At 70.3% G+C, this 26,507-nt stretch carries 28 protein-coding genes, 2 pseudogenes and 1 riboswitch; of the genes and pseudogenes, 16 read left to right on the forward strand and 14 right to left on the reverse strand.

From position 1 onward, the window contains the following. Positions 1–120: 120 nt before the first annotated feature. From ACILSK_RS17305 to ACILSK_RS17315, 3 genes are all read right to left on the reverse strand, one after another. Positions 121–1,845 (reverse strand): FAD-dependent oxidoreductase, encoded by a 1,725-nt coding sequence (locus ACILSK_RS17305; RefSeq protein WP_395728423.1) that lies wholly within the window; start codon positions 1,843–1,845, stop codon positions 121–123. Positions 1,846–2,053: 208 nt separating this feature from the next. Further along, entirely contained in the window at positions 2,054–2,872 is an 819-nt protein-coding gene (locus ACILSK_RS17310; protein ID WP_395728424.1) for a sugar phosphate isomerase/epimerase family protein, read from the reverse strand. A gap of 60 nt (positions 2,873–2,932) precedes the next feature. Further along, positions 2,933–3,622 (reverse strand): SDR family NAD(P)-dependent oxidoreductase, encoded by a 690-nt coding sequence (locus ACILSK_RS17315; protein WP_395728425.1) that lies wholly within the window; start codon positions 3,620–3,622, stop codon positions 2,933–2,935. 190 nt (positions 3,623–3,812) lie between these two features. Here ACILSK_RS17315 and ACILSK_RS17320 point away from each other — a divergent pair, with 190 nt between their 5' ends. The 3 genes from ACILSK_RS17320 (at position 3,813) to ACILSK_RS17330 (ending at position 7,232) form a co-directional block, all read left to right on the forward strand. Next, positions 3,813–4,646, forward strand: a complete 834-nt coding sequence (locus ACILSK_RS17320; RefSeq protein ID WP_395728426.1) for a LysR substrate-binding domain-containing protein — start codon at positions 3,813–3,815, stop codon at positions 4,644–4,646. Positions 4,647–4,788: 142 nt separating this feature from the next. Continuing rightward, positions 4,789–6,153: an MFS transporter gene (locus tag ACILSK_RS17325; RefSeq protein WP_395728427.1), complete on the forward strand. Its 1,365-nt coding sequence runs from the start codon at positions 4,789–4,791 to the stop codon at positions 6,151–6,153. Next, positions 6,150–7,232: a Gfo/Idh/MocA family protein gene (locus tag ACILSK_RS17330; protein ID WP_395728428.1), complete on the forward strand. Its 1,083-nt coding sequence runs from the start codon at positions 6,150–6,152 to the stop codon at positions 7,230–7,232. Before ACILSK_RS17325 ends, ACILSK_RS17330 begins: the two co-directional genes overlap by 4 nt. 140 nt (positions 7,233–7,372) lie before the next feature. Here ACILSK_RS17330 and ACILSK_RS17335 read toward each other — a convergent pair whose 3' ends face one another. Then, positions 7,373–9,184 carry an NAD(P)/FAD-dependent oxidoreductase gene (locus tag ACILSK_RS17335; RefSeq protein WP_395728429.1) on the reverse strand — a complete coding sequence of 604 codons (1,812 nt, stop codon included), beginning with the start codon at positions 9,182–9,184 and terminating at the stop codon, positions 7,373–7,375. 409 nt (positions 9,185–9,593) lie between these two features. On the opposite strand from ACILSK_RS17335, the gene ACILSK_RS17340 reads away from it, so the two are divergent. Beyond that, the gene (locus tag ACILSK_RS17340) at positions 9,594–10,352 is read left to right on the forward strand and encodes a DinB family protein (RefSeq protein ID WP_395728430.1); all 759 of its coding nucleotides are present in this window, start codon (positions 9,594–9,596) and stop codon (positions 10,350–10,352) included. A gap of 4 nt (positions 10,353–10,356) precedes the next feature. Here ACILSK_RS17340 and ACILSK_RS17345 read toward each other — a convergent pair whose 3' ends face one another. From ACILSK_RS17345 to ACILSK_RS17360, 4 genes are all read right to left on the reverse strand, one after another. Then, the gene (locus tag ACILSK_RS17345) at positions 10,357–10,608 is read right to left on the reverse strand and encodes an acyl-CoA-binding protein (protein ID WP_395728431.1); all 252 of its coding nucleotides are present in this window, start codon (positions 10,606–10,608) and stop codon (positions 10,357–10,359) included. 170 nt (positions 10,609–10,778) lie between these two features. Next, complete coding sequence (locus ACILSK_RS17350; protein ID WP_395728432.1) at positions 10,779–11,309, reverse strand: hypothetical protein; 531 nt, start codon at positions 11,307–11,309, stop codon at positions 10,779–10,781. 194 nt (positions 11,310–11,503) lie between these two features. Then, complete coding sequence (locus ACILSK_RS17355) at positions 11,504–12,967, reverse strand: YdiU family protein (protein WP_395728433.1); 1,464 nt, start codon at positions 12,965–12,967, stop codon at positions 11,504–11,506. A 297-nt stretch (positions 12,968–13,264) separates the two neighbouring features. Further along, positions 13,265–14,536, reverse strand: coding sequence for an MFS transporter (locus ACILSK_RS17360; RefSeq protein WP_395728434.1), 1,272 nt, complete (start codon positions 14,534–14,536; stop codon positions 13,265–13,267). A 50-nt stretch (positions 14,537–14,586) separates the two neighbouring features. Between ACILSK_RS17360 and ACILSK_RS17365 the strand changes: the two genes are divergently transcribed. The 3 genes from ACILSK_RS17365 to ACILSK_RS17375 are packed head-to-tail and all read left to right on the forward strand — an operon-like array spanning position 14,587 to position 17,617. Beyond that, positions 14,587–15,675, forward strand: a complete 1,089-nt coding sequence (locus tag ACILSK_RS17365) for a FecCD family ABC transporter permease (RefSeq protein ID WP_395728435.1) — start codon at positions 14,587–14,589, stop codon at positions 15,673–15,675. Then, positions 15,672–16,532 (forward strand): ABC transporter ATP-binding protein, encoded by an 861-nt coding sequence (locus ACILSK_RS17370; protein WP_395728436.1) that lies wholly within the window; start codon positions 15,672–15,674, stop codon positions 16,530–16,532. Before ACILSK_RS17365 ends, ACILSK_RS17370 begins: the two co-directional genes overlap by 4 nt. Beyond that, positions 16,529–17,617, forward strand: coding sequence for an ABC transporter substrate-binding protein (locus tag ACILSK_RS17375; protein ID WP_395728437.1), 1,089 nt, complete (start codon positions 16,529–16,531; stop codon positions 17,615–17,617). Before ACILSK_RS17370 ends, ACILSK_RS17375 begins: the two co-directional genes overlap by 4 nt. 64 nt (positions 17,618–17,681) lie before the next feature. On the opposite strand, the gene ykgO is transcribed toward ACILSK_RS17375, so the two are convergent. From ykgO to ACILSK_RS17390, 3 genes are read right to left on the reverse strand one after another with little or no spacing between them, the layout of a single operon-like run. Next, positions 17,682–17,804: a type B 50S ribosomal protein L36 gene (ykgO, locus tag ACILSK_RS17380; RefSeq protein WP_395728438.1), complete on the reverse strand. Its 123-nt coding sequence runs from the start codon at positions 17,802–17,804 to the stop codon at positions 17,682–17,684. Between the two features lie 3 nt (positions 17,805–17,807). Continuing rightward, positions 17,808–18,137 carry a hypothetical protein gene (locus ACILSK_RS17385; RefSeq protein WP_395728439.1) on the reverse strand — a complete coding sequence of 110 codons (330 nt, stop codon included), beginning with the start codon at positions 18,135–18,137 and terminating at the stop codon, positions 17,808–17,810. Positions 18,138–18,151: 14 nt separating this feature from the next. Beyond that, on the reverse strand, positions 18,152–19,039 hold the full coding sequence (locus ACILSK_RS17390) for a fructose bisphosphate aldolase (protein WP_395728440.1): 888 nt from the start codon (positions 19,037–19,039) through the stop codon (positions 18,152–18,154). 484 nt (positions 19,040–19,523) lie between these two features. Here ACILSK_RS17390 and ACILSK_RS17395 point away from each other — a divergent pair, with 484 nt between their 5' ends. From ACILSK_RS17395 to rpsN, 5 genes are all read left to right on the forward strand, one after another. After that, complete coding sequence (locus ACILSK_RS17395; RefSeq protein ID WP_395728441.1) at positions 19,524–19,841, forward strand: WhiB family transcriptional regulator; 318 nt, start codon at positions 19,524–19,526, stop codon at positions 19,839–19,841. A 529-nt stretch (positions 19,842–20,370) separates the two neighbouring features. Further along, on the forward strand, positions 20,371–20,634 hold the full coding sequence (locus ACILSK_RS17400) for a type B 50S ribosomal protein L31 (RefSeq protein ID WP_395728442.1): 264 nt from the start codon (positions 20,371–20,373) through the stop codon (positions 20,632–20,634). Next, complete coding sequence (gene rpmF, locus ACILSK_RS17405; RefSeq protein ID WP_395728443.1) at positions 20,634–20,804, forward strand: 50S ribosomal protein L32; 171 nt, start codon at positions 20,634–20,636, stop codon at positions 20,802–20,804. The genes ACILSK_RS17400 and rpmF overlap by 1 nt, the downstream gene beginning before the upstream one ends. 96 nt (positions 20,805–20,900) lie before the next feature. Next, positions 20,901–21,137, forward strand: a complete 237-nt coding sequence (gene rpmB / locus ACILSK_RS17410) for a 50S ribosomal protein L28 (protein WP_395728444.1) — start codon at positions 20,901–20,903, stop codon at positions 21,135–21,137. Between the two features lie 5 nt (positions 21,138–21,142). After that, the gene (gene rpsN / locus ACILSK_RS17415) at positions 21,143–21,448 is read left to right on the forward strand and encodes a 30S ribosomal protein S14 (RefSeq protein ID WP_395728445.1); all 306 of its coding nucleotides are present in this window, start codon (positions 21,143–21,145) and stop codon (positions 21,446–21,448) included. Positions 21,449–21,594: 146 nt separating this feature from the next. Here rpsN and ACILSK_RS17420 read toward each other — a convergent pair whose 3' ends face one another. Further along, the gene (locus ACILSK_RS17420) at positions 21,595–21,729 is read right to left on the reverse strand and encodes a hypothetical protein (RefSeq protein ID WP_395728446.1); all 135 of its coding nucleotides are present in this window, start codon (positions 21,727–21,729) and stop codon (positions 21,595–21,597) included. A 299-nt stretch (positions 21,730–22,028) separates the two neighbouring features. Further along, complete coding sequence (locus ACILSK_RS17425) at positions 22,029–22,280, reverse strand: hypothetical protein (protein ID WP_395728447.1); 252 nt, start codon at positions 22,278–22,280, stop codon at positions 22,029–22,031. A 427-nt stretch (positions 22,281–22,707) separates the two neighbouring features. Between ACILSK_RS17425 and ACILSK_RS17430 the strand changes: the two genes are divergently transcribed. The 3 genes and pseudogenes from ACILSK_RS17430 to ACILSK_RS17440 all read left to right on the forward strand — a co-directional run. Beyond that, positions 22,708–23,040: a hypothetical protein gene (locus tag ACILSK_RS17430; RefSeq protein WP_395728448.1), complete on the forward strand. Its 333-nt coding sequence runs from the start codon at positions 22,708–22,710 to the stop codon at positions 23,038–23,040. Positions 23,041–23,155: 115 nt separating this feature from the next. Continuing rightward, positions 23,156–23,818, forward strand: a pseudogene (locus ACILSK_RS17435) (catechol 1,2-dioxygenase); the annotation flags it as partial. Beyond that, positions 23,790–24,006: pseudogene (locus tag ACILSK_RS17440) on the forward strand (hypothetical protein); the annotation flags it as partial. The pseudogenes ACILSK_RS17435 and ACILSK_RS17440, both read left to right, overlap by 29 nt. 148 nt (positions 24,007–24,154) lie before the next feature. Here ACILSK_RS17440 and ACILSK_RS17445 read toward each other — a convergent pair. After that, the gene (locus ACILSK_RS17445; protein WP_395728449.1) at positions 24,155–24,553 is read right to left on the reverse strand and encodes a hypothetical protein; all 399 of its coding nucleotides are present in this window, start codon (positions 24,551–24,553) and stop codon (positions 24,155–24,157) included. A gap of 507 nt (positions 24,554–25,060) precedes the next feature. Next, positions 25,061–25,175: riboswitch (SAM riboswitch) on the forward strand. A 39-nt stretch (positions 25,176–25,214) separates the two neighbouring features. Here ACILSK_RS17445 and ACILSK_RS17450 point away from each other — a divergent pair. After that, positions 25,215–26,507 (forward strand): aminotransferase class V-fold PLP-dependent enzyme (locus ACILSK_RS17450; RefSeq protein ID WP_395728450.1); only part of this gene is annotated, 1,293 nt, incomplete at its 3' end.

Here is a 26,507-nt window from a genome sequence, read left to right on the forward strand (position 1 = left end):
TGTGGTGACGACCGGCCGGCGCCGGTCATTCGCCGGTTGACGGTCGATGCGCCTCCTCGATGGTGCCACGGCGACGGGCCGACCGGTCGGACGCGGCTCACCCGACCGGTCGGACGCGGCTCAGCCGGCCGGCGCGTCCGCGGCGTGGTTGCCGGCGATGTACCCGAACGTCATCGCCGGGCCGATGTTGATCCCGCCCGACGGGTAGTGCCCGCCCATCACGTTCGCCTGGTCGCTGCCGGCCGCGTACAGCCCCGGGATCACCGACCCGTCGGCCCGCAGCACCCGCGCGTGCTCGTCCGCCTTCAGCCCGTAGAACGTGCCAAAGCTGCCCGGCAGCACCCGGATCGCGTAGTACGGACCCCGCTCCAGCGGTGCCAACGACGGGTTGGGGCCGTGTTCCTTGTCGCCCGACCCGCGGTTGAACGGGGTGGTGCCCCGGCCGAACTCGGGGTCCTGCCCGACCCGGGCGTGCACATTGAACTCGGCGACGGTCCGTTCCAAACCGACGGGATCGATCCCACACTTCACCGCGAGATCGCGCAATGTCTTGCCGCGCTTCATGTACCCGTTGCGCAGGTACGGGAACGCCGGCACCGGGAACGGTTTGGCCATCCCGAACGGATACTTGCGCTTGAATGCGTGGTCGCAGATCAACCAGGCCTGCACCGGCTCACCGGGCGGCGTGGCCTCGATCATGCCGGTGGTGAACTGGTAGTAGCCGTCGGCCTCGTTGACGAACCGCTTCCCGTTCGCCGCCACCGCGATCAGCCCCGGCTTGCCCCGGTCCACGATGTGCGGGTAGGTCCCCACCCGACCCGACCGGTACTTCACCAGCGAGACCGGGCACCACGCCGCCGGCGAAGCCAGGGACGTGTCCAGCGCGGCGCCGACCCGCTCGGCCACGGTGATGCCGTCGCCGGTGGTCTCCTTCGGCGCCAGCGTCCAATGCTCCGCACCGGTCGGCGTCCGGGGGAAGAACTCCGCCCGCCGGTGCACGTCGTGCGGGAAGCCGCCGGTGGCCAGCACCACCCCCCGCCGGGCCCGCACCGTGACCGGCCCGGTCGGATGCTGCACCAGCGCACCGGTGACCGCACCGGAATCATCGGTGTCCAGCTGGGTGATCGGCGAATCGACCCACAGCCGCACGCCGGCCTCGTCGGCCGACTTGACCAGTCGGGCGACCAGCGCCGGACCGTTGACCAGCTGCATCCCGGTCCGTTGGGTGATCAGATCCCACACGTGGAACGCGACCCGCCAGGCGGCGTGGAAGAACGAACGCACATTCGACGTGGCGTGCAGGAACGCCTGCAGATCCGGCCCCGCCATGATACCCATTCCCAGGAAAGAGGTCTCGTACAACTGGGGCCGCACCAGCCGGCGCAGATCCCTGCGCAACCGCCGGGCGTTGATCGGCTTCGGACCGACCGACCGGCCGCCGGTGCCCGCGCCGGGCAGGTTCCCCAGGATGTCGGCGATGAAGGTGCCACTGACGAACTGCAGGCTCGTCTCGTTCTCGAAGAACCCCACCATCTTCGACGAGTTCTGCAGCATCGCCTCGACCCGCGGCTCGTCGTAGTTCTCCCCCAACGCGTGCTTGAGGTAGGTGCGCGGTCCGTCCAGATCCTCGATAACCCCGTCGGCCTGCGACAACGGGTTCAGCGGCGCCCACAGCCAGCCACCCGACCACGCGGTCGCCCCGCCCAGGGTCGATGCCTTCTCCACCACCAGGACGTCCAGACCGCGATGGGCGGCGATGACGGCCGCCGCCAGCCCGCCGGCGCCCCCACCGGCCACCAGCAGATCGCACTCCACGACCCGGTTGGTCGTGGTTCCGTTCGTCATCACGGTCGCTCCCGTTCCACCCCGGATGGCTCCATCCTCAGGGTTCGCGGACTGTCCGTCGGGGCTGACATCGGTGTCGGTGGCTGGCATGGTCTGACATTCCCACGCCGACCGTTCGATCGTCCAACACTAAATTGGTCACATACTTAGTTCACAGTGCACTTAGTTCGCCCACCGGACGGAGGTCGGGACGCCGAGCCATCGGCGATCAGCGGCTGGCCACCAGGGACAACACCCGGTCGGCCGCCGCCCGGGCCCGCCGCGCCCGCTCGACCGGCGGCAGCCCGGCCAGGGCGGCGACCGGAGCCTCCACCGACAGCGCACCTCCAGCGGGCAATGCCGCGACCAGGTTGACCAGCGGGAACCGGCCGTCACCGGGCAGCAGCCGACCCGTCCTGGACTCCAACCGAGCCGCGTCGTCCGACGGCCACACCGGGTCCAGCGCACCGTCGCACAATTGCCCGTACGGCAGCAGTTCCGGCTCCACGCCCGCGAGGTCGGCGACGGTGCCGCCGGAGCGTTGCAGGTGTAGGGCGTCCACCAGCACACAGCCCGCCGGATGGTTCGCGGCCCGCACGATCCGAACGGCGGCCGCCAGCGTCTGCACCGGGCTGTATTTCATGAATTCCAGCCCGGGACGCAGGCCGCGATCGGCCGCTTCCGCACAGAGCCACGCATAGTTGTCGATCAGCCGCGCCTCGTCCGTGTCGTACCCGAGGGTGAGCACGAACCGGGCGCCCAGCGCCTGTCCGGCGTCCAGCACCGCCCGGGCCAGATCCCGATCGAACCCGGGCCGCACCATGATCAGCTCGACGTCCAGCACGTCGACCCCGGTATCGGCCAGCCGGGAACGGGTCTCGCGAGCGACCTGGGTGTCGCCCAGCATCGGCCAGACGCGTTCGTCGGCGGCCGGTGCGACCCGAATCCCGACCGCGTCGAATCCGGCCATGGCCGCGGCGGTGACCTGATCGGGTGGCGCGGCGTCCAGGATCGTCAACGGGGACAGGGACAGGGTGGTTGCGGGCACAGGGGTGCCTCCTTCGCGATGGGCGGGCCGGTAGCGGGTGGTCGTGCCACCGTGGGCAATTCAGTAGGACGCGCGGCCACCGCTGGCGTCGTAGACGGCGCCGGTGGAGAAACTGAGCTGCTCGGAGCACAGCCAGGCGATGAGTTCGGCGATCTCGTCCGGACGGCCGAAGCGACCCATCGGGGTCAGGGACTGGGACCGGGCCAGGATGGCCGGGTCGGTGGCAGCGTTCATCGGGGTGGCGACGGCGGCCGGCGCGACCGCGTTGACCAGCACGCCGGTGGTCGCCAACTCCTTGCCCAGGGACTTGGTCAAGCCGATCACCGCGGCCTTCGACGCGGAATAGGCGCTCTGGGTGGGGTTTCCGTCCTTGGCGGCGATGCTGGCCAGCGTGACGATCCGGCCCCATCCGGCGGTGACCATGCCCGGGACCACGGCCCGGCACATCAGGAACGTGCCGTCCACGTTGACCCGGAACGTGGTTCGCCACTCGTCCGGATCGAGGTCGACGACCGGCTTCGACGGACCCACGATTCCGGCGCTGTGCACCAGGATCCCCACCGGCCCGAGGGACTCGACCAGTGCGGCGACCGCGTCGCCATCGGTGACGTCCAGCCGCTCGTCGGCCCCCGGGGCGAGGTCAGCAGTGACGACGCGCACGCCGTCCGCGCGGAGCCGGGCCGCGGTCGCCGCCCCGATACCGCTGGCGCCACCCGTCACCAACGCCAGCACGCCGTCCGGAAAGCTCATCTCGTCGCCGCAGCGGCGAGCGCACGGGCCGGCACCCGGAACACCGGCGCGGTACCCGGGGTCGGAGCAGTGGTTCTCAGGGCGGTCATGGCACCGGTCCTCCCAGTCTCGGGCGACTGTGTGCCGTCCGATCCAAGACTATGTAAGAATCACACATTGATTCATAGTCACTTAGTGCGGTCGACTATAAATGCAGATTCGTCATCTGCACAAGGAGGGCGTGATGGAGATCCGTTGGCTGGAAGCGTTCATCGCCGTCGCCGAGGAGCTGCATTTCAGCAGGGCGGCGCAACGGCTCAACCTGGCCCAGTCGCCGCTCAGTCAGACCATCCGGGCCGGCCAGCGACCTGGGTACCGTCCGTTGCGCAACACCCGTAGCGTCCCTTGCCGGGCAGGCCCTATCGGATTCGAGGATCTGGAGCTGGGTCATCAGACCCTGCTGGTGCACGGCACGGTCCGATCGATTACCCCGGGGGCGCTCAACCATTCCCCGCTGACGTCGCGCCTGGCGCGCGCGGCCAGGCCAGGTGATGACCGCGGCGAGGTCGAACATCGACGCAGGGACCTGGACCTGGCGTTCGTCGGACTACGTCGGACCCGGCTGATCGGGCGCGAGCCGCTCGCCGTTGTCCTGCCGGTCGACCACCCGCTGGCGGCCCGGCAAGCGATCGACCTCGCCGACCTGGCCGACGAACAGTTCATCTCGCTCCCCCTCGGCGCGGGCTCGTCGCTGGCCCAGTTGACCGCGCAGGCCTGCGTCGACGCCGGATTCCGGCCGCGGATCGTTCAGGAGATCACCGACCCGTTCATGATCCTGACCCTGGTGTCGGCCGGTGTCGGCATCGCCTTGATGACATCGGCTGCAGTGCAGATCATGCCGGCCGCCGCGGTCCTGCGCCCCTTGACCGGACGGCAGACCTACATGCAGCACGCCTTGGCCTGGGTGCCGGACAACCCGTCGCCGGTACTCCGGGCGGTTCTCGATCTGGCCGAGGAGGTGCTACCGACACCGCCCCCAGATTAAGTCAATGAAGCACACTGTGTTAGTTCAAATCAGTGTTGGACGTACATGATTTGCCCTGCGACGGTATTCACATCCCCCGCGGCCCGCCCTGCCCGATCCGGCAGGCCGGCCCCGTCGACGAAGCCGGTTCGAAAGGAAAGCCATGTCCGTCCAGGAATTGGCCCCCGCCCCAGGTGCATCCCGCAACAATCCGAAAAAGGCAGCGCTGTCGGGCTTTCTGGGCAGCACGTTGGAGTACTACGACTTCTTCATCTACGGCTCGGCCGCCGCCTTGGTCTTCGGAAAGGTCTTCTTCCCCGACGCCGGCGCCACCGGCGCATTACTGTCGATCGCCACCCTCGGTGTCGCCTATGTCGCCCGCCCGGTCGGCGCGATCGTCTTCGGTCATATCGGGGACCGGTTCGGCCGGCGGGGTGCGCTGATGGCGACGCTGCTGCTGATGGGCCTGTCCACCTTCGCGATCGGCTGCCTGCCGAGCTACGGTCAGATCGGCGTGGCTGCTCCGATCATTCTCGTGTTGTTGCGCCTGGTGCAGGGCCTGTCCGCCGGCGGGGAGTCGCCCGGGGCGAGCTCGTTGTCGATGGAGCACGCACCCGATCGGCGACGTGCGTTCTTCACCAGCTTCACCATGAGCGGGATCATGTTCGGGATCGTCATTTCCAGCCTGGTGTTCATCCCGGTCGCGGCCCTGCCGGAGGATCAGCTGCTGAGCTGGGGTTGGCGGATCCCGTTCTGGCTGTCGATCGTCGTGACCGCGCTGGCCTGGTTCCTGCGCCGGTCGCTGCACGAGCCCGAGGTCTTCGCCGAGGTCCAGGAACACGAGGGAACCGCCAAGGCGCCGATCGTCGAGCTGTTCCGCGATCACTGGCTGGCCGTGCTGCGCATCGCGGTCTGCGCCACCTTCGCCATGGTCAACACCATCGTGAATGTCTTCGCCCTCGCCTACGCCACCCAGATCGAGGGCATCGCCCGGCCGACCATGCTCGCGGTCATCTCGGTGTCCAACGCAGTCGCGGTGCTGACCCAACCGCTCTTCGGCATCCTGGCCGACCGGATCGGTCGCAAGCCGGTCTTCGTCGCCGGTCTGATCGGCGTTGGCGTCATGGTTTTCGTGTTCTTCCACGCCATCGGCACCCAGAACGTGCCGTGGATCTACCTTTCCGCGGTGCTGCTGATCGGCCTGTGCTACGCGGCCCCCAACGGCATCTACCCGGCCTACTTCCCCGAGCAGTTCCCGGCCCGGGTCCGCTACTCCGGCATGGCGATCGGACTGATGGTGGGCCTGCTGGCGGCCGGCTTCACGCCACTGGCCGCGACCGCCCTGACCGCGGGCGACCCGTCCAACTGGCTCCCGGTGGCCATCCTGTGTGCGGGCTTCGTCGTGGTCTCGGCCGTCGCCGCGCTGACCGGCCCGGAAACGTTCCGCACCCCGACCGCGCAGTTGGGTCTGCGGCGACCGGCCGGGCACCCGGCGCCCGCCGCGCCGATCTCGATCGCCTCCCGATGACGGCCCTGCGGGCCGCAGTGGTCGGCTGCGGCAATGTGGCCGGCAACCACGCCGCGGCCTACCGCGACCTGCCCGGCGTCGACCTGGTCGCCGTTGCCGACGTCGATCCGGCCCGGGCCGCCACCCTCGCCCGCCGGTTCGGCGGCCGGGCCGTCGCCCCCGAGGTGCTGTTCGACCCGAACCTGGGCCTGGATCTGGTGAGCATCTGCACGCCGCACCCCACCCATGAGGCCGTCGTCGCCGAGGCCGCGGCGCACGGGGTGCACGTGCTGTGCGAGAAGCCGATCGCGATCGACCTGCCCGCGGCCGCGCGGATGGTCGCCGCCACCGAGTCGGCCGGCGTCCGGCTGGGAGTGCTGTTCCAACGTCGCTTCTGGCCCGCCGCGCAGCGCATCCGCCGGGCCATCGACGACGGCACCCTCGGCCAACCGTTCCTCGGGCACACCTCGACGCTGCTGCACCGTGATCCCGAGTACTACACCGCCACGGACTGGCGCGGCACCTGGGCGACCGACGGCGGCGGTGTGCTGATGACGCAGGCCGTGCACAACGTCGACCTGCTGCAGTGGTTCATGGGTGAGGCGGTCGAGGTATCGGCCGTCCACTCCACCGTCCGGCATCCGATCGAGGTGGAGGACACCGCCGTCGCCACCATCCGCTTCGCCGGCGGCGGCCTGGCCACGCTGTCCGCGTCCACGGCGCTGACCCCGGGCCTGGGTAGCCGGGTGCAGGTCACGGGGCGCAGCGGGGCCACCGTCGGGCTCGCCGAGTACCCCGAGGGGAGCGAGGCCCGGATCGACCTGTGGGCGGTGCCCGGCGCCGAGGCCGTTGGCGATCCGTACCCCGGTGGGCTGGCGGCCGACCTCGATCTGGCCGCGATCAACGGCGGCCTGGCGCCGTTCCACGCGCTGCAGATCGCGGACTTCGTCGCCGCCGTCCGGGACCGTCGGGAACCCGCCGTGACCGGTCGGGAGGCCGCCAAGTCACTGGCCATCCTCACCGCCATCTACGCCTCGGCCGCGTCCGGCCGGCCGGAGCCTGTCCCGCGGCTGCCGGTGCCAGTGCCGGTGCCGCAGTGACCGGTGCAGCCCGGACCCGGGGGCGGCAGCGGCGGGGACGGCAAGAGTTTTCGCCCACGAACATGGGCCGCTCAACACCTGACCGAGACTGCCGCCGACGCGGACCGACCACCAGCTTGATCGCCCGTTCCGTTGCCGGGTCAGCGCAGGTGATGTGATTCCTGCAGGCCGTAGACCGGAGTGGGGATGCCCTCCATCCGGGCCTTGAGCTGGAGCGCGAGGTACAGCGAGTAGTGCCGCGACTGGTGCAGGTTGCCACCGTGGAACCACAGCGCCTGCTGCTGGGTGGGCTTCCACATGTTGCGCTGTTCGCCCTCCCACGGGCCTGGGTCCTTGGTCGTGTTGGAACCGAGACCCCAGACCTTGCCGACCTTGTCGGCGACCTCCTGGGAGATCAGGTCGGCCGCCCAGCCGTTCATCGAGCCGTATCCGGTGGCGTAGACGACGAGATCGGCGGGCAGTTCCTTGCCGTTGGTCAGTACCACGCCGGTCTCGGTCAGCCGGACCACGTCGACCCCGGACTCCAACTTGATGTCACCGCCCGCGACCAGCTCGGAGGCACCCACGTCGATGTAGTAGCCGGAGCCGCGGCGCAAGTACTTCATGAACAGGCCGGAGTCGTCGTCGCCGTAGTCGAGCAGGAAGCCGGCGGCACCGAGCCGGGCGTAGAAGTCCGCGTCCTTCTTGCGGATCTCGTCGTACACCGGGATCTGGAACTCGTGCATGATCCGGTACGGCAGCGAGGCGAATGTGAGATCTGCCTTCTGCGTGGTCATTCCGGCTGCTACGGCCTCCTCGGAGTACAACCCGCCGAGCGCGATGGTCATCAACGAGTCGGACTTCACGATGTGCGTGGAGGACCGCTGCACCATGGTGACGTCGGCGCCGCCTTCCCAGAGCGCGGCGCAGATGTCGTGTGCGGAGTTGTTCGCGCCGATCACCACGGCCCGCTTGCCGCGATAGGCGTCCGGGCCGGGGTGCTGCGAGGAGTGGTGCTGGTCGCCGGTGAAGACGTCCATGCCCTCGAAGGTCGGGATGTTGGCCTTGCCGGACATGCCCGTCGCGAGCACCAGTTGCTGGGGGCGGAGGGTGATCTCGGCGCCGTCCCGCTCGACGACGACGATCCATTCACCCTTGGTCTCGTCGTACTTGGCGCTCCTGCATTCCGTGCTGCCCCAGTAATTGAGCTCCATGACCCTGGCATACATCTCGAGCCAGTCGCCGATCTTGTCCTTAGGTGCGAAGACCGGCCAGTTCTTCGGGAAGTCGATGTAGGGCAGGTGGTCGTACCAGACCGGATCGTGCAGGCACAGCGACTTGTAGCGGTTGCGCCATGCATCACCCGGCCGCGGATTGCGGTCGACGATGATCGTCGGGACGCCGAGCTGACGCAGCCGCGCCCCCAGGGCGATGCCGCCCTGACCGCCGCCGATGATGACCGTGTAGGGCTGCGTGGTGTGTCCGAGCTCCTCGGCCTCGTGGGTGCGACGTTCGAGCCAGGTCTGCCGGTTCGGGTTGGCGCCGTGTTCCGCGCCCCGGGGACGTCGGTCGCCCTGCTGTTCCTCGTGCCCGATCAGCTCGTACATGGTGGTCAGCAGGGTCCAGCCCTTGCCGTCGCGCAGCCGCAGATGGCCGACGCAGCGGCCGATCGCCGTTTCGAATCGGATCCAGCTCTCCGCGACCCCGCCGGCCTCGGCGGGTTCGCCGAGATCCTCGGCCACCTCGAAGCCGTGCGGCCGTACCCGGTCCAGGGTGCTGGCCAACAGGTCGCGGACACCGTCCCGGCCCTCGACGGTCACGATGTTCCAGCTGAACGCAATGAGGTCGCGCCAGTAGCTCTCATCGCCGAACAGTTGGGCCGCTTGCTCGATATCACCTTCCTTCAAAGCAGTTTCGAATTGGTCCAACCATTGACTGATGACACGGGCGGTCGCCGGCAGTGTTGCGGTCATGGTGGTTCCTCGGTCGTGACGTGGGCGCGGCTGAGCACCCGGTGGACGTGTGGACGGTCTGGGACACCGGCTGGAGGACGCCGGGCGAATCGCGGATGCCTCACCCGACCTCACCTCTGGTTCGTCGGACCGGCACAGCCAGCCGGTTGGATCCTCCGGCAGACGCCGTTGCAGGGGGGTTGCACCGGTTTTGCTGCGAAGTCGAAGGGCGACAACGCCGGCGGCCGCTCTCCGAACAATCAGCACCCCCCGGCGAGCGCCCGGGCCAGGACGTGACGGTTGACCTCCCGGGTGGTCCGGATAACCGCCACCTCAGGTTGACACCCGTCGATCAAGGCGGTCGTGTACGGACAGCAATACCCTCGAGGTGATCCCACATCGACCACGGGCCTGACGCCGAGGAGAAGTGATGGCCGATTTCAGCAGCTCCGGCGAGCTTGACGGCCAATCGTTCGTGGATGCAAACCTGCGCGGTGCGCGATTCGTCCGGTCCGATCTGTCCGGCGTCGTGATGCGCGCGGTCGAGATCCAGGGCGCCGATATCGACGCCCCCTGGGTGGCCGGCGACGGCGGTACCCTCCGGGTCAACGGCGTCGATGTGGTTCCGTTCGTCGAGGCGGAACTCGACCGCCGGTTCCCCGGCCGCGCCGACCGGCGCGCCACCGACCCGGCCGGCCTGCGATCGGCCTGGGCCTCGCTGGAACGCACCTGGGCGGCCACCCTGGCCCGCGCGGCGGCGATGCCGGCCGGCACCGTCGACGTGTCGGTGGACGGAGAGTGGTCGTTCGCCCAGACGCTGCGGCACCTGATCATGGCGACGGACACCTGGCTGCGCGGGGCGATCCTGCGGATGGAGCGGCCGTTCCATCCGATCGGCCAGCCGAATTCCGAGTACGAGACCGATGGGGGCGACATGTCGGTGTTCGTGACGGGCACGCCGGAGTACGCGGACGTGCTCGCGGTCCGGGCGGGCCACGTCGCCCTGGTTCGCGATTTCCTGGCCACGGTCACCGCGGACGATCTGGCCGGTGAGCGCCGCAACCCCTGGGCGCCCGACCGCCCGGAAACCGTGCTGGCCTGCCTGCACGTGATCCTCGACGAGGAATGGGGGCACCACCGGTACGCCGTCCGCGACCTGGACGCGATCGCGGCGGGGCCGGACGGCTGACGCCCTACCCGGCGAGCGCGTTCGCCTCGGCGATGTAGGTCGCCTCGGCGTCCGCCTGCGTCGTCCCCTTCAGTTTCGACCAGGCGTCGTACTTGGCCCGGCCGACCGGGTTGGTGAAACCCGGCCGCTTACCGGCGACGTCGCCCTGGGTCGCCTGCTTGTACAGCGCGTACATCCGCAGCTTGGCGTCGTTGCCAGGGTCCTTGGTCAACCCGTTCACCCGGTCCACCGCCGCCTGAAAGTCCGTATTCGGCATACGGGTGTGTCTAGCCCCGTGGGGGCCGGTCGTCAATTCGAGGCGCTGACGGGGTGCTCGCCCGCGCAGTCGGGGACCACCCCCGACGGCAGTTCCGGGGTGGAGTTCCGGCGCTCGCCGCCGAACCGGAAGCGCCTGAACCCCTGCCCCGCTCGAGGGTGCCGGCCGGGTCAGAACGGATGCCGACCCGGTTCGACCTGCGCCCATTCCTGTCCCCAGGCTCGCAGCCGGCGGCGGTCGAGCCCTCGCCGGACCGCCCAACCGACGAGGAACGCCAGCAGGCCGATCAGGATCCAGATGCCGGCGCCGGCCAGCATCGCCAGCCCGGCCAACGCCTCCGGACTCTGCGGTGGGGGCACGATCCGCCCGGCGCCGTCCAACCAGACGGTCACGTGGTCGCCGGCCACCGCGGTGGCCGGCACGTCGACCACGCCGGTGGCCGGCTGACCACCGGGCCCGGTCCAGCTCACCGGCGCGGTGATCCAGATGGGTGCGACGTCGCTCGCACCGATCGGCGCCTGGACGTTCTGCTCGACCGTCGCCTGAACCGACCGCAATGATTGCTCCTGCAGCGCCGCGTCGGCCGTGGCGTCCGCCCAGCGGACCGAGGCGACGGTCGCGACGATCGGCAGGGCGACCAGCCACCCGACGATCAGGATCAGGACGACCACCGCCTCGACCCGATCGATCCCGCGCGCCAACGGATTCCGCCACACCCGGAGGGAGAGCGGACGACGCCGACGGGCCGGTCGGGGCTGCGAACTCACACACACCTCCGGAGCGACCGACCTGGCGATAACGTTATCCATGCGCCGGAACCACGGTACCTGCGCCGCGATGTGGCCCAGCTGGTCCGACGTCTGCTCGACGACGTCGCGCGCTGCGGCTCAGGTGATCAAGTCCCGCAGAACGTTCGGTACGGCCCGAAGTCGCCCGGAGCCGGCTCGGCGTACCGCTCCATCCCGGGCTGCGGCCGGTAGGGCGAGGTCACCGCCCTCAGCAGCCCGTCCAACGGGTGCAGATCCCCATCGCCGGCGGCCGCCAGCGCCTCCTCGACCAGGTGGTTGCGGGGAATGTAGATCGGGTTCGTGCGGTCCATCAGGTCGCCGTCGGGCTGCAGCGCCAGCCAGCGATCGGCCCAGGCGTCAAAGGCAGCGATGTCCAGGAACAGACCTCGGGCCGGCTCGGTGTCACCGCGGGCCCCGGCGCCCAAAGCGCGGAAGAAGCCGGTGTGGTCAACCCCGCTCTGCTGCATGTGGTCGAGCAACTCGTCGATCAGGGCGACGGCCACCGCGTCGTCCACGTCCGACGGCAGACCCAGTTTGTCGCGCATGCCCTGGGTCCAGGCCGCCTGGTAATGGGCACCGAAGCGCCCGAGGGCCTCGGTGGCGACTGCGACCGCGTCCTCCTGATCGTCGGCGAACAGCGGCAGCAGCGCCTCGGCCAACCGGGCGAGGTTCCATTGCGCCACCACCGGCTGATTGCGGTAGGCGTATCGCCCACCGGTGTCGATCGAGCTGAAGACCGCGACCGGGTCGAAGGCGTCCAGGAATGCGCACGGGCCGAAGTCGATGCTCTCGCCCGAGATGGTCATGTTGTCGGTGTTCATCACCCCGTGCACGAACCCGACGAGCATCCATCGCGCGACGAGCGTCGCCTGGGCCGTGACCACCGCGTCGAACAGCGCCAGATAGGGCTGGGCGGCGGTGGCCGAATCGGCGTAGTGCCGGGCGATCGCGTGATCGGCCAGCCGCCGTAGCAGCTCAAGGTCGCCCGTCCCGCGGGCGAACTGAAATGTCCCGACCCGCAGGTGGCTGCGGGCGACTCGGGCGAGAACCGCACCCGGGAGAGTGGTCTCACGATAGACCGGCGTCTGGGTGGCGAGCACGGCCAGCGATCGGGTGGTCGGGATTCCCAGCGCGAACAGCGATTCGCTGATCACGTACTCCCGGAGCATGGGGCCGACCGCGGCCAGTCCGTCTCCCCCACGGGCGAACGGTGTGCGGCCCGAACCCTTCAGGTGCAGGTCGTGCAGCCGACCGTCGACGTCGACGAGCTCGCCCAGCAGCAGGGCGCGACCGTCACCCAGCCGCGGGGAGAAGCCGCCGAACTGATGCCCGGCGTAGGCCTGGGCGACCGGGGTCGCGCCGGTGGGCACCAGGTTGCCGGCCAGGAAGCGCCGGCCGTCCACACTGCGCAGCCATTCGGGATCGAAGCCGAGCCGGCCGGCCAGCGGTTCGTTGAGCGCCAACAACTGCGGGTCGGCGACGGAAGCGGCCCGCCACGGCGCCGCCAGCTCGGGCAGTTCGCTCGCGAACCGGGCGCCGAGCGCGACCGGAGAGGCAGGGGCGAGGGTCACCCCACCCACGGTACGGGGGTGTTCCGCGGGCGCCGACCGTCCGCACCCTCCCCTCGTTAACGAGAACGCTTCTCCCTGCCGGGACGGCCGGGTTCGATCCGAAGGAACGATGAACGCCCTGGCGTGACTGGGTCATCGTGACGCGGGCACCCGGCTCCGGTGCGGCGCGGTCGCCCTGGACGGCGCTCCCGGCGAGCTGCTCTGCCGGTTCGGCCGCCAGCGACCGTCGGTGCACCTGGTCGATCCGCGCTCCGCGTCGTTCATGGTTGGGTGGCCGCGGCTCCGCGGGGGGCGGCCTCACGCCGGTCCGGCCGGCGTGAGCGCGGCCAGCGGCGGCAACCGGTGGATGCGCAGCAGCAACCCCAGACCGACCGAGGCCAGCACGCCGACGAGCGACAACGCGACCGCCACGGACGTGCCGAACGTCTCGGCCGCCAGGCCGCCCAGCGTCGCACCGAGCGGAGTGGCGCCCCAGGCGATGAGCCGAGCCGTCGTATTCACCCGACCCTGCAGGCGATCCGGGGTGATCACCTGACGGACCACGATGCCGTGCACGATCGCCGTGGTCATGCCGAACTGGTAGACCATCAGGGCGGCCAGCGCGGGGCCGGCGCTGCTGGCCAGGGCCAACGGGATCACCGCCAGGCCGGCCACGACCAGCGCGGTCAGCGTCAGCCGGCCCACCCCGAACCACCGCTGCCAGCGGCCCAGGGTGCTGCTGGCCAGTAGGGTGCCCGCCGCGGTGGCCAGGTAGAGCAGGCCGATGAGGCCGCCGTCCGGGGCCATACCCAGCTGGCGGACGGCGATCACCACCAGCAGGCCGGTGACGGCCCCGCCGGTGATCGACACCCCGATGCCGAGCAGGGTCAGGGCCCGGATGGCCGGTTGCCGCCAGATGTACCGCAGGCCCTCCCCCATGTCGCGGCGCAGCCGGCGCCAGGCCGACCGCTCGGGGCCGGCCTCGGCCGGCGGATCGACCCAGCGGACGAACAGGGTCAGCGTGGCGGACGCGGCGAACGCCACGCCGTCCAGACCGAGCACCAGCGGCGCCCCGGTAGTGGCCACGAGCAGGCCGCCCACCGCCGGGCCGACCAACCCGATCACCGTGCTCGCGCTGACCAGCAGCGACGTCGCACCGGCGATCCGGGTGCGCCCGACGATCAGCGGCAGCGCGCCGAAGGCGGCCGCGTCCTGGAACACGAACAGGGTGGCCACGCCGACCGCGACGAGCAGCACCTGCCCGAAGCCGAGCCGGTCGAACCCGGCGGCCACCGGAATGCTGGCCATCAGCCCGGCTCCGCAGTAGCCACAGGTGACCATGACGGCCCGCCGGTCGAGCCGGTCCACCAGGGCCCCGACCGGCAGGCCCAGGATCAGGTACGGGGCGGCCTCGACCGCCGTGAGCAGCGCGGTCAGTGCGGCACTTCCGGTCAGCTGGAACGCCAGGATCGGCAGCGCGACCAGGGTCAAAGCATTGCCGATCATCGCGATGGTGCGCGCGGCCAGGTAGATCCGGAACGCCGGGACGGCCAGCGCACTGGTGTCGCTACGAAGCCGAACTGCCCTCACGACAACCCCTCTCGGTGTTGAGAACGATAATCATAAGCTAGGTTGGATCGATGCCGACACACCCTGGCGCGGCCGTGCCGAGCCGGCCCGCCATCATCGGTCCGACCTTTGCCACACCCCGGCGGTTCGCCGCACTGATCGTGAGCCTGGCGCTGGGCGTGCTCGTGGTGCTGACCCTGTCGATCACCGTCGGCAGCGTGCCGATCCCCCCGGGCACGGTCTGGGCCGTCGTGTTCGGTCATCTGACGGGCACCGGCACCGTCGCCGACTCGGCCACCGATCAGATCGTCTGGACCGTCCGGTTGCCGCGGGCCCTGCTCGGCGTGCTGGTCGGTGCAGCGTTGGCCGTGGCCGGCACCGTGATCCAGGCGGTCGTGCGCAATCCCCTCGGTGACCCGTACCTGATCGGGATCGTGCCCGGCGCCGGCCTGGGCGCCGTGCTCGTCATCGTGCTGGGATCAGCCACCCTGGGCGGAGTCTCGCTGGCCGGTGCGGCGTTCATCGGAGCGATGGCGGCCTTTGCCGCGACGTTCGCGCTCGGCCGGCAGGGCGGGCGCTGGCCACCCACCCGGCTGGTGCTGGCCGGTGTGGCGGTGGGCTATCTGCTCTCGGCCGGCACCTACTTCCTGCAGATCATGGCCACGCCGACGCAGGTACAGCGGGCGCTGTTCTGGTCGCTGGGCAGTGTCGCCGGGGCACGGTGGTCGGATCTGCCGCTGCTGCTGGCGGTGGTGGCCGGGGCGACCGCCTGGCTGCTGACCAATGCGCTGCGGCTCAATGCGCTGGCCGGCGGCACCGACCTGGCCGGGGCGCAGGGCATCGACGTCGGTCGGCTCCAGGTGACGTTGATGACGTTGGTCGCGCTGCTCACCGGCGCCGTGGTCGCCGTCGTCGGCGGGATCGGCTTCGTCGGGCTGATCATCCCGCACATCGCCCGGCTGCTGGTCGGCGCCGATCACCGGCGGGTCCTGATCACCTCGGTCCTGCTCGGGGGCATCTTCCTGCCGCTGGCCGACATCGTGGCCCGCACCGTCCTGGCCCCCGCCGAACTGCCGATCGGGATCGTCACCGCCGCGATCGGCGCGCCGTTCTTCATCTGGCTGCTGTTCACCCTCGGCCGGCGGGGCGCCGGCGGATGAAGATCGAGTTCAACGATGTGCGCGTCGATCTCGGCTCCACCCGGATCGTCGACGGGATCGACCTGACCGTGCCGGCCGGCGCGCTGGTCGGGGTGCTCGGCCCCAACGGATCGGGCAAGACCACCCTGCTCAAGACCCTCTACCGGGCGATCCGGCCCGTCGCCGGGACGGTCGCCGTCGACGAGCAGGACGTATGGGCGCGCTCCGCCCGCGACAGCGCCCGCCGCACCTCGGTCGTGCTGCAGGACGACAACCCCGAGTTCGCCTTCACCGTGCGGGAGACCGTGCAGACGGCGCGGGTCCCGCACCAGGGGCGATGGGCCCGCACCACCGCGCAGGACCGGGACGCGGTCGGCGATGCCCTGCGGACGGCGGGGGTCGACCACCTGGCCGATCGCCTGCTGGGCACCTTGTCCGGCGGGGAGCGCCAGCGGGTGTACCTGGCCCGGGCCCTGGCGCAGCAGACGCCGGTGATGGTCCTGGACGAACCCACCAACCATCTGGACGTCCGCGCCCAGATCGAGCTGCTGGAGCTGCTGCGACGGCTGCCGCTGACCGTCGTCGCCGCGCTGCACGATCTGAACCTCGCGGCCGCCTACTGCGATCACCTGTACCTGGTCAAGGCCGGCCGGGTGGTGGCCAGCGGGCCCGTTGCTCGGGTGGTGCAACCGGCCGTCCTGATGGAGGTCTACGGCGTCGCCAGTTGGTGCACCACCAACCCGTTGACCGGGCGACTGGCCGTGCACTTCGGGCCCGCCCGCCCGGAGCCGGATCCACCACCGTCCACCGGCAGCGCCGTTGGACCCCCCAGCACGGGCGACATCGCCCGATTCACCGACGAAAGGCACACCCGATGACCCCCCGAGCCGCACCTTTCCCGCGCAGCCCCCGCCGCACCCGCCACCGCATCGCCGGGTCGCTGGCCGCGCTGCTGACCCTGACGGTGACCGCCTGTTCCGGCGCCCCTGCGGCCGGCCCGACGGATTCCGCATCCGGTGCCCCCGCCTCGGGCTCCGCGGCCGGTCGGGAGACCGGGACGGCCGCCTCGGCGGCCGCGGGCTTCCCGGTGACCGCGGGCTTCCCGGTGACCGTGGACAGCTGCGGTCGCACCTACACCTACCAGCGGCCGCCCGCCCGGGTGGTGCTCGGGTTCCCGCGCACCCTGGAGACCCTGGACGCGCTGGGGGTTGGCGGCAGCGCCTACGGGTACACGCTGGGCGACTACGATGCGCTGCCCGCCGGCTACCCGGCCGGGCTCGTCGAGGTCTCCCCGGACTACGCGCCGGCCCGCGAGGCGATGATCGCCGCCGCGCCGGATCTGTACCTGGCCAACGACGACGGGCAGGTCAACGGCGAGGGGACCGTCAGCCATGAGGATCTGGCCGGCATCGGCACCAACGTCTATGTGCTGGGCCAGTACTGCAGCAGCGGTTCGGCCCCGACCTCCCTGCAGGCGGTGTACGACGACATCGGGCACCTCGGCCAGATCTATGGCATCCCCGACCGGGCCGGCGCGCTGCAGGACGACCTGCAGGCCCGGGTGGCAGCAGCGGCGGAACGCGTCTCGGGTCAGCCGCAGCGGGTCGGCTTCCTGCAGGCCTTCGACGGCCGGGTATACGCCAACGGTGGCTACCCGGCGTCCGGCATTCTCGATGCGCTCGGCATGACCAACGAATTCGCCGACCTGGCGGGCAGTTTCACCGAGATCACACCCGAGCAGGCGCTGGTCCGTACTCCCGACGTGCTGTTCGTGCTCTATGTCGGGGCCGACCAGGAGCAGGCCGCCGTCGATGGGGTCAAGGCCGCCCTGCCGAATCTGCCCGCCGTGCGAGCCGACCGCGTGTACGGGTTGGACGAGACCGACTTCGAGGCCGGCGGGGTCACCATCATCAGCGCCCTGCAGACGGTCGCGGACCGGATTGCCGGCGGGTCGACCGGCTGACGGGTGACGGGTGGGCCGCCGACTCAGATCGGCGGACCACCCGGTACCGGCTGGAACGCTCGTGCTAGCCCTGGCGCGCCTTGAATCGCGGGTTGGCCTTGTTGATCACGTAGATCTTGCCGTGGCGGCGGACCACCTGGGAGCCCGGCCGGTTCTTCAGGGATCGCAGCGATGCCTTGACCTTCATCTGTCACCTCCCTCGACGCTCGGGCCACCGGCTGGTGAACGGCGGCGGCGTGGCGGGGATCGGATGCTGGAGCAGGCACAGCGTCGCGGTCAGGTCGGCCAGGACGGTCTGCTCGGTGGTTCCGGTCGCCGCGGCGAGCTCGATCGCGAGCAGGCGGGCGACGACTGCCGCGCCGACCAGCGTGCCGGCCGGGTCCGGCTCCTCCCGGATGGCCCGATCGAGAGCACCCTCCGGGTCGTGGTCGGCGACGACCCAGGCGGTGAGCACCCGCAGCCCGGACTCGATGCAGCCGTACTGGGTCGGCGTCGCCCAGCGTTCGTCGTGCGCACCCATGCGCCGGCCGCCGATCAGGCCACCGAGGCCTGGTAGATCGGTTCGATCGAGCCGGCCAGCATGCGGTCGAATTCCTCGTCACTCTGCTGCGCGCTCAGCCCGTCGAGCAACGCCCGGCTGAAGCTGGCGATCAGACCCGGATTGCGGGCCAGGCGGGCGTTCGCCTCGTCGCGGGGGTAGCCGCCGGACAGGGCCACGACCCGCACCACGTTGGGGTGGGCGATCAGGTCGGAGTAGAAGCCGTCGACCGTCGGGATGCTGAGCTTGAGCGCCACCGCCCGGTCGCCCAGCCCGGCGAGCCGCTGGTGGATGCGCTCCTTGAGCAGGACCTCGGCGGCCTCCTTGTCCGGCGCCTGGATGTCGACCTCCGGCTCCAGAATCGGCACCAGCCCGGCCGCCAGTACCCGCTCCCCGACCTCGAACTGCTGGTCGACCACCCGGGCGATGCCGGTGGGGTTGGCCGCGACAATCACCGAGCGTTCCTTGGTGCCGAACACGCCCTGCTGCGCGGACCGGGCGAGAAGGGCGTCCAGTCCGGGAATGTCCCGCATCAGTTGCACGTCGTCGGCGCGGTCGGCCAGACCCTGGTCGATCTTGACGATCGGGACGATGTTCTTCTTGGCCCACAGGTACTCGGCGGCGCCCATCCCCTCGATCTGCCGGTCCAGGGTGCCCTGGAACAGGATGGCGGCCAGAATCCGCTCGTCGGTGAAGACCGGGCTGGTGATGATGCGGGTCCGGGCCTGGTGGATCAGGTCGAACATCTGCTCCGGCGACGAGTACGCCGACGAGTCGATGCCGTACTGAGCAAGCGCGTTCGGGGTACTCCCGCCGCTCTGGTCGAGGGCGGCGATGAATCCCCGCCCCTTCTGAAAGCGGTTGAACTGTCTAGTATCCGGCACGATGACCTCCTGTTGACGGGTGATCGAGAGCTCCCGAGCCGTCAGTCTAATTGATAATGCTTCGCATTAACCAGCCGCCCCGATGGCTGGGTCCCGGTCATGGCCGGCCGTTCGGCGGACGGCGTAGCGAACGGAGCGCAGATCCGTGACGGCGGTCACTGGACAGGTGGCCGAGCCTCCTTTATGGTAGGTCAATCATTTGGTCGGACCATAGCGAAGGACAACAGCCACGGACGTGCACCGAAGCACTCGATCGACCTGGCGCCCACGCCCGACCCACCCCCACGATTCGCCCACCAGGCCTCGAACACGGCGCGGTCCCCCGACGTCGCGGCCCCGGCCCGGCCACCCGCACTCCACGCACTGCCCACCGATCCCACCGCAGCGAGAAGTGAGGAACCGTCATGACGGCACCTGCCGGACCCCGTACCGCTCACTCGGCCACACCGAGTCCAACGACCCCGTCGAACCGGCCGGCTGCCCGATGAGCGCAGCGGTCCTGCTCAACCCGGTCGCCGACGAATGGAACTGGCAACTGGCCGGCGCCTGCCGCGGGATGGACGTCGATGCCTTCTTCCTGGCCGCCGGAGAACGCCGGCGCTCGAAGCAGCGGCGGATCGAGGCCGCCAAACTGACCTGCCGGACCTGCCCGGTCATCGCCCAGTGCCGGACCTACGCGCTGCGCACCCGCGAGCCCTATGGGGTCTGGGGCGGCCTGTCCGAGGAGGAGCGCGCGGAGATCCTCGGCGTGGACAACCTGCGTTATCCCGCCCCCCGCCGCGAGGCCCCCGTCGCCAACTGACCCGAGCCCGCCCTTACTCCCGGCCGAATCTCCTCTCTCTCGATCGGCGAATCTGCGTCGGGCTGATCAACTCGGCAGCAAGTCGGATATTTCGGGCCCAGTGTGCCGAGATGAACGGCGGTCGGCCCCATAGGGGCCGTCCCCTCGGGCTGAAACCATGTGCGGCTGGGGCCTCGCGCCCCCGGGCCGGCTGCGCTGATTCAAGTCCCATCAATACGGATAAATCGGGCGTCAATTCGAGACTTCGATCAGCGCACCGGTCGGCCCAGCCCAAAGCAACGGTGCATTACGGGCATATCGGTCGCCTTTGGTTTCGACTGATCAGCCCGGCACGACAACGAGCCCGCAGCAACGGCGCACTGAAGGCGAATAGGTCGTCGGCGGCTCGTGCTGATCATCCAGAGGCTGTTGCTCCGCCCGCCTACCCGCTCTCGCCACCCGATCACCCCGAGTCGGGTGGGTCGAACGCCCTGCGCCTGTTACAGTCCAACGCGAACGATTCTCATTAGCACTTGACGAAGGATCAGCGATGCGCAAGGGCATTCATCCGCCGTACCACCCGGTGGTCTTCCGGGACGCGTCGACCGGGGACGAGTTCCTGACCCGGTCGACCGCGACGAGCACCGTCACCACCACCTGGACCGACGGCCGGACCTACCCGCTGATCACGGTCGACGTCACCAGCGCCTCTCATCCGTTCTGGACGGGCGAGCACCGGGTCATGGACACGGCCGGTCAGGTGGAGAAGTTCCGGCAGCGCTACGGCACCCGCGTGCGGCGCGGGACCGTCTGATGGCGGTTCCCAAGCGGCGCATGTCCCGGTCGCGCACCCGGTCCCGACGGGCCCAGTGGAAGGCCGACCCGCCGACGCTGGTCCCGCTGACCGTCGCCGGCCGCCGCCACCTCGTGCCGCCCCGGCTGGTCGCCTACTACCGCCGGTTCCCCGAGGAACTGCCCGACTGAGCCGGTCGATCCGAAGTCCGCAGCCTGCCGTCCGTTTCCCGCCCGTCCGCGGCGCATCGTCCGATGCGTCGCGGCCCCCCGACCAGGAGAACTCTGATGTCCGCCCGATGCCAGGTCACCGGCGCCGAGCCCAGTTTCGGCAACAACGTCTCCCACAGCAACCGGCATACCCGCCGGCGGTGGAACCCCAACCTGCAGTCCCACAAGTTCTGGGTCCCGAGCCTTGGCCGCACCGTGACGCTGCGGGTGAGCACCAAGGGACTCAAGATCATCGACCGCCGCGGCATCGAGTCCGTGGTCGCGCAGATCCAGGCCCGCGGCGAGAAGGTCTGATCCCGATGGCCAAGACCTCGAAGATCGTCAAGGACAAGCAGCGGCGGCAGATCGTCGCGCGATACGCAGAGCGGCGCGCCGCCGTCAAGGCCGTGCTGCGCGACCCGAACGCCACCGCGGAGCAGAAGGCGGACGCCTCCACGGCCCTCCAGCGGATGCCCCGGGACGCCTCGCCCACCCGGCTGCGCAATCGGGACTCGTCCGACGGCCGGCCGCGGGGGTACCTGCGGGCGTTCGGCCTGTCCCGCATCACCATGCGGGAGATGGCCCATCGAGGCGAACTGCCGGGGGTGCGCAAGTCATCGTGGTGAGCGCCACCGATCACGATTCCCGCCAAGGCCGACCGGATCGGATCCGAATTCAGCTCGGGTGCAGCGAATTTCGCCATCTTGTGAGCCGCTGCTGTGGGAGCCGATGGGCGGCGGGCCGCCGCCACGACCGGCGTCCGGCCTGGTGATCAGGTCCTTGATGCCTGCTGCGGCAGCGGGGCATCGGCCATCCCGGCCGCCGCCGCGCCGGCCCGGGCGGCAGGGTCCGGCACCACCGGACAGGCCGGCGAGTCGCCGGCCAGGGAACCGGCCCGGAGGCGCAACCGGAGATCGTGTTCCCGCACCGCCACTGATCACCGGCGGGGTTGGGGACCGAGGGGGCTTCGGTGGGAGCGCCGGGCAGAACCCGGGAGCACGCTGACCAGGACGGCGGCCGCCGCCACCCCCAGGACTGCCAACCCGATCAACGGTCCGATCAGTTCCGCCGGCGAGCTGGCCGACCGTCTGGGTGATGCTCATCGGAGCGAGCAGGTTTCCAGAACCAGCAGCGGCACGGCGAGCCGATACCCGACAGGCCGTCGGTGCCGGATCAGCGCGGGCGGCCAGGGCGCGACCGGGGTGATCACCGCGGCGTCCAGTTCGGCCGTGACCAGCGTGGCGTACCCGTCCAGCCGGCCGGGGTCGCCCCGGACAGCTGCGCGGCCAGCACCGGTCCGATCCAGATCACCGTGGTCACCACTGCACTGGCCGTCCTCAACACCGCCGGACCGTGCCGGGGCAGCCGGGGCACCAGCGCGGCCCGCCGCCGGGCGAGGACCTTCCGGCGGGCGGCTCTCGTCACCGCGGCCTTGCGCTGGGTGGTCTGCGGGTGCAACAGGCCAGAGCGCCATTCTCAACTGGGACTGTCGATCCGACTGCAGTGCTGCCCGACGTCATGCCGGGTCGGAGCGCGATGGCGAGCTTTCCCGTGAGAGCTCCTCGAACGGCTTCACCCAGATCGATCAATCGTTGATGATCACGATCTCCAGACCCCACGGGGGACGTTCGTCGAGGGCCGCTCGCAGCACTCCCTGGTGATCGGGCCCGGCCGGCTAACGGCTATCCAACCCCTGAAGAACCCGCCAACCACAGCCGAGATCGGTCGCCATCTGCCCGACATGATCACTGAACCTGGTGACCTTCCCGAAAAGGTCCGCGGTCGGGCGTCGGGCACATTGGCCCTGGCCCGGCGAGCATCAATGGGATTGGCTGGACCTGCGAACGACTAAGGGGAACCTGCCATGTCCGTTGACCATCACGCAATGCATCCGACCGCCGGATCCGGGTCGGGTCCGGAACGGCTGACGATCGTCCTTGAGCCACTGCACGGGAGCATTTTCAAGAGCATCGTCAACGCACTTGGTCCGATGGGTGCCGGGACCTGGAGGTTCGTGGCGATCACCGGCACCGGGGAGCGAATCGAGGGACCGACCTTCGTCTCACCACGCAACCTCGGCGGTGATCAGACCCCACATCCGGAATGGGCTCCGGAAATGCCCGCGGCCCTGGCCGACCTGCAGCAGGAGCTGGAACAGGCTGCATGGCGCAAAGTGGAGAAGGGCAAGGAATTCTGGAGTTGGACCTACCGTCGGTGAACACCAGCATCCGCCAATGGGCGCGAGTTGCCGGTCGATCCCCTTACGGGCGTCCTATCCGGCTCGGCCGTCCTATGACGCCAAGTCCGGATAAGCCGGCCCGCGCCAGTCGCAGCGCCGGCAGGGTCTGCTCACCTCCGAAGAGCTGCCGCGCGGCATGGCGCAGCGGCCGTACGACTTCCAGGGGACCCGGAACGGGCCCATCTGATCGCGTCCAAGGCCGACGAGCACGGCACCTGGATCACCGCGATCGAGGACGACCACCTGCCAATCTTCTACGCCACCACGAACCCGTGGGAGTTCCTCGGGGCAGGGCCTGCCCGACAAGAAGTGGATCTCCATCGGTGTGTGCCAGACCGCCGACACCGAGGACAACCTGCGGCTGGGCCGAGCGCTGGGCGACGCGATCGCCGCGTCCGACCGCAAGGTCATCGTGATCGCTTCGGGCGCCCTGAGCTACACGTTCTGGCCGCTGTGGCAGCTACGGGATCACGAGGCCGCCGACCCCAAGGACATCTTCACCCCGGAGGCCTACCAGGCCGACCTGCAGCGCCTCGACTGGTTCTACAACGGCGACCACGCCCGGGTACTGGAAACCATGCCGCAGTTCTACAAGTACAAGCCCGAGGCCCGGTTCGGCCACTACCTGATGATGATGGGCGCCCTCGGTGAGCGTAACTGCACGGCAACGGGTGTCCGCTACGGGGAGTACGAGAATTCGATCGGCACCGGTCAGGTGCACGTGTGGTTCGAACTCCCGCACCGTCTACCCCGGTGACGTCGTCGATGTCGAGGTCGAGGGCCTGGGCACCTTGCGCAACCACATCGTGACCGGACCCACCCCCATCCGGGACGACGTCGGCGCTCAACCCACCGAGTCAGAAGAAGTCCTGTCCACCGCAATGGGGCGGCGACTGGCCCGAACGGGGCGAGCGCACCGAAGCCGCCGCGGCCCTAGCGCGGTGAGGGCCGGCGAGCGTCCGGACGGCGTGCGAATCGACGCGGGTGTGCGCGATCGACGATCGAGGGCGCGCCCGGCCCTACCGGGTGAGCGGGTTGAGCGGCAGTGCATCCCCGTGCATCCGGGTGCGCCGGGTCCCCGACGGTGCCCGGCTCAGCCGGTGCGGAATTCGTCGATCACCTCGGCCAGCGCCGCCGGGTTCTGCTTCTGCAGATCCGTCAACGCCCGCCGGGCCCGCTCGCGCACGCCGCGGTCGTAGTCACGCTTCTCGTCCTGAATAGCGCGGTTGATCTTGTCGAGCTTGTCCAGCTCGCCGGCGGGCGGCGCCTGCCCGGTCGCCAGGGCCAGCACGAGCTGGGTGAGCGGGCCGAGCTGGGCACCGTAGGTGGCGACGTCCCGCACGATCCTCGCCTCGAGCTCGGGTTCGCCGCGCCCGTTGACGGTGACGGTCGGCGAGAAGATCTTGAACCACTGGCTGACGTCACCGCTCAGCGGTGCCGACCGGTCCGCGCCCCAACCCGGGAACCACGCCGCGTACGGATTGCTCGTCATAGCGACATTCTTCACGATTCACCCGAACGTTCGCGGACCACCCCCGCGCATGCGCTCCGACCGATCAGCCCCCGTCACGGGCGGTTCCGCCACCGGTTCCGCGACCGGTCCCGGCAACCGCCCGTCGGCAACGCCGGCACCGAGACCACCCGCGCCGACCACATAGCTGCCCGGGGCCAGCACCGCGATCACCGGCGTCGACGGTTCCGGCGAGTGGGCCGGCCAGGGTGGCCGACACCAGGTCCTGCTAGGCGATCTGCACGTTGACCTCGTCACCGCTTGACCCACCGAATCGGTTGGTGATCGTGTCCGACGCTCCGGCCGAAGCGCCACCTTACCGGTGGAGCCGGCGCCGCCGGCGCCCTGTCCGGGCCCGTCGAACCGCTCTGCCCGCCTCATCCGCCGGATCGCAGGGCCGGACCGCGGCGGAGGCGGCCGTCCGACCATCAGTGGTGTGATCCCCGTCGCAGTGCGCGCCATCGCCGTTCTGCTACTCTTCGCGGCGAAGGTCATGAGTGCCAGCAGATAGCCCCGGCTTGCTGGCCGGCAACCCTCCTACCGCGGTGGGGTGCCCCGGGTGAAGACCTGGTCGGTCGCGAGGTGCGGCCGGCAAGCGCGGGCCTCCTCCCGGTGGTCCGATGGACCGCAGGAGTGAACGACCGTGACTCTCGCACTCGACCGACCCGACCTTATCGCCGCGCTCGCGTCGGACAAGCGCTCCGCCGCAGCCACTGTCGCGTACGGATCGGCCCGCCGCGGTCCGGTGACGCATCCGCAGGCGCCAGGCCTGGACGTGGTCGGCGCCGGCGTGCGGGTCCCGCTGGCCACCGGCGGGACCGCCGAGTACGCCAACCTTGATCACGGCGCGTCGGCCCCGGCCCTGCGGCAGGTCCGGGACACCGTCGACGCGCTGCTCGATCGGTACGCCAGCGTGCATCGCGGCGCCGGCTGGCACTCCAGGGTCTGCACCAGCCTGTACGAAGGGTCACGCGAGCCGGTGCGGTCCTTCGTCGGTGGTCGCGCCGACGACGCGGTCATCTTCACCCGGCACACCACCGATTCGTTCAACCTGCTCGCGCACTGCCTGCCGGCCCGCACCACCGTGGTGGTGTTCGAGACCGAGCATCACGCGGCGCTTCTGCCCTGGTCCGCGGAGCGGGCGCCGGGCTCGGCCCGGCGCCGGGTGGTTCGGTTGCCCGCCCCCGAATCGGCCGCGCAGGCCGTCGAACTCGTCGACGACGCGCTGCGTCGGCGGGCGCCCGGTCCGGCCCTGCTGGTGATCACCGGCGCATCCAATGTGACCGGCGAGATCTGGCCGGTCGCCGAGTTGGCCCGGGTCGCCCGCGCCCGCGGCGCCCGGGTGGCGCTGGACGCCGCCCAGCTCGCCCCGCATCGACCGTTCTCCGCGACCGAGCTGGGGGTGGACTACGTCGCCCTCTCCGGGCACAAGCTGTACGCCCCGTACGGCGCCGGCGCTCTGATCGGTCGGGCCGATTGGCTGGCTGCCGCTCCGCCGTACCTGATCGGCGGCGGTGCCACCGCTTCGGTGACCGACGACGGCACCGAGTACAAGCCACTGCCCGACCGGCACGAGGCCGGCTCGCCCAACGTGCCCGGCGCGGTCGCGCTGGCCACCGCCTGCCATGTCATCGCCACCGCAGATCGGGCCGAGTTGGCCCGGTCCGAGAATGCGTTGACCGAAACACTGCGCCGGGGCCTGGCCGCCATCCCCGGGGTGACCGTGCACTCGCTTTTCGGTGGGCGGGCCGACAGCATCGGCGTCGCCACCTTCACCGTCGCCGGGCAGCCGGCGGCCGTGGTCGCCGCGGCCCTGTCGGCCGAACACGGCATCGGCGTCCGGGACGGGGCGTTCTGCGCACATCCGTTGGTGCGCAAGCTGCTCGGCGCGGCCGGTTGCGCCGAGTCGGCCGACGGCCAGGCGCTGCGGGCGTCC

Origin of the sequence: Nakamurella sp. (genome assembly GCF_044224575.1) — a bacterium.
In the GTDB taxonomy this organism is placed as follows: domain Bacteria; phylum Actinomycetota; class Actinomycetes; order Mycobacteriales; family Nakamurellaceae; genus Nakamurella.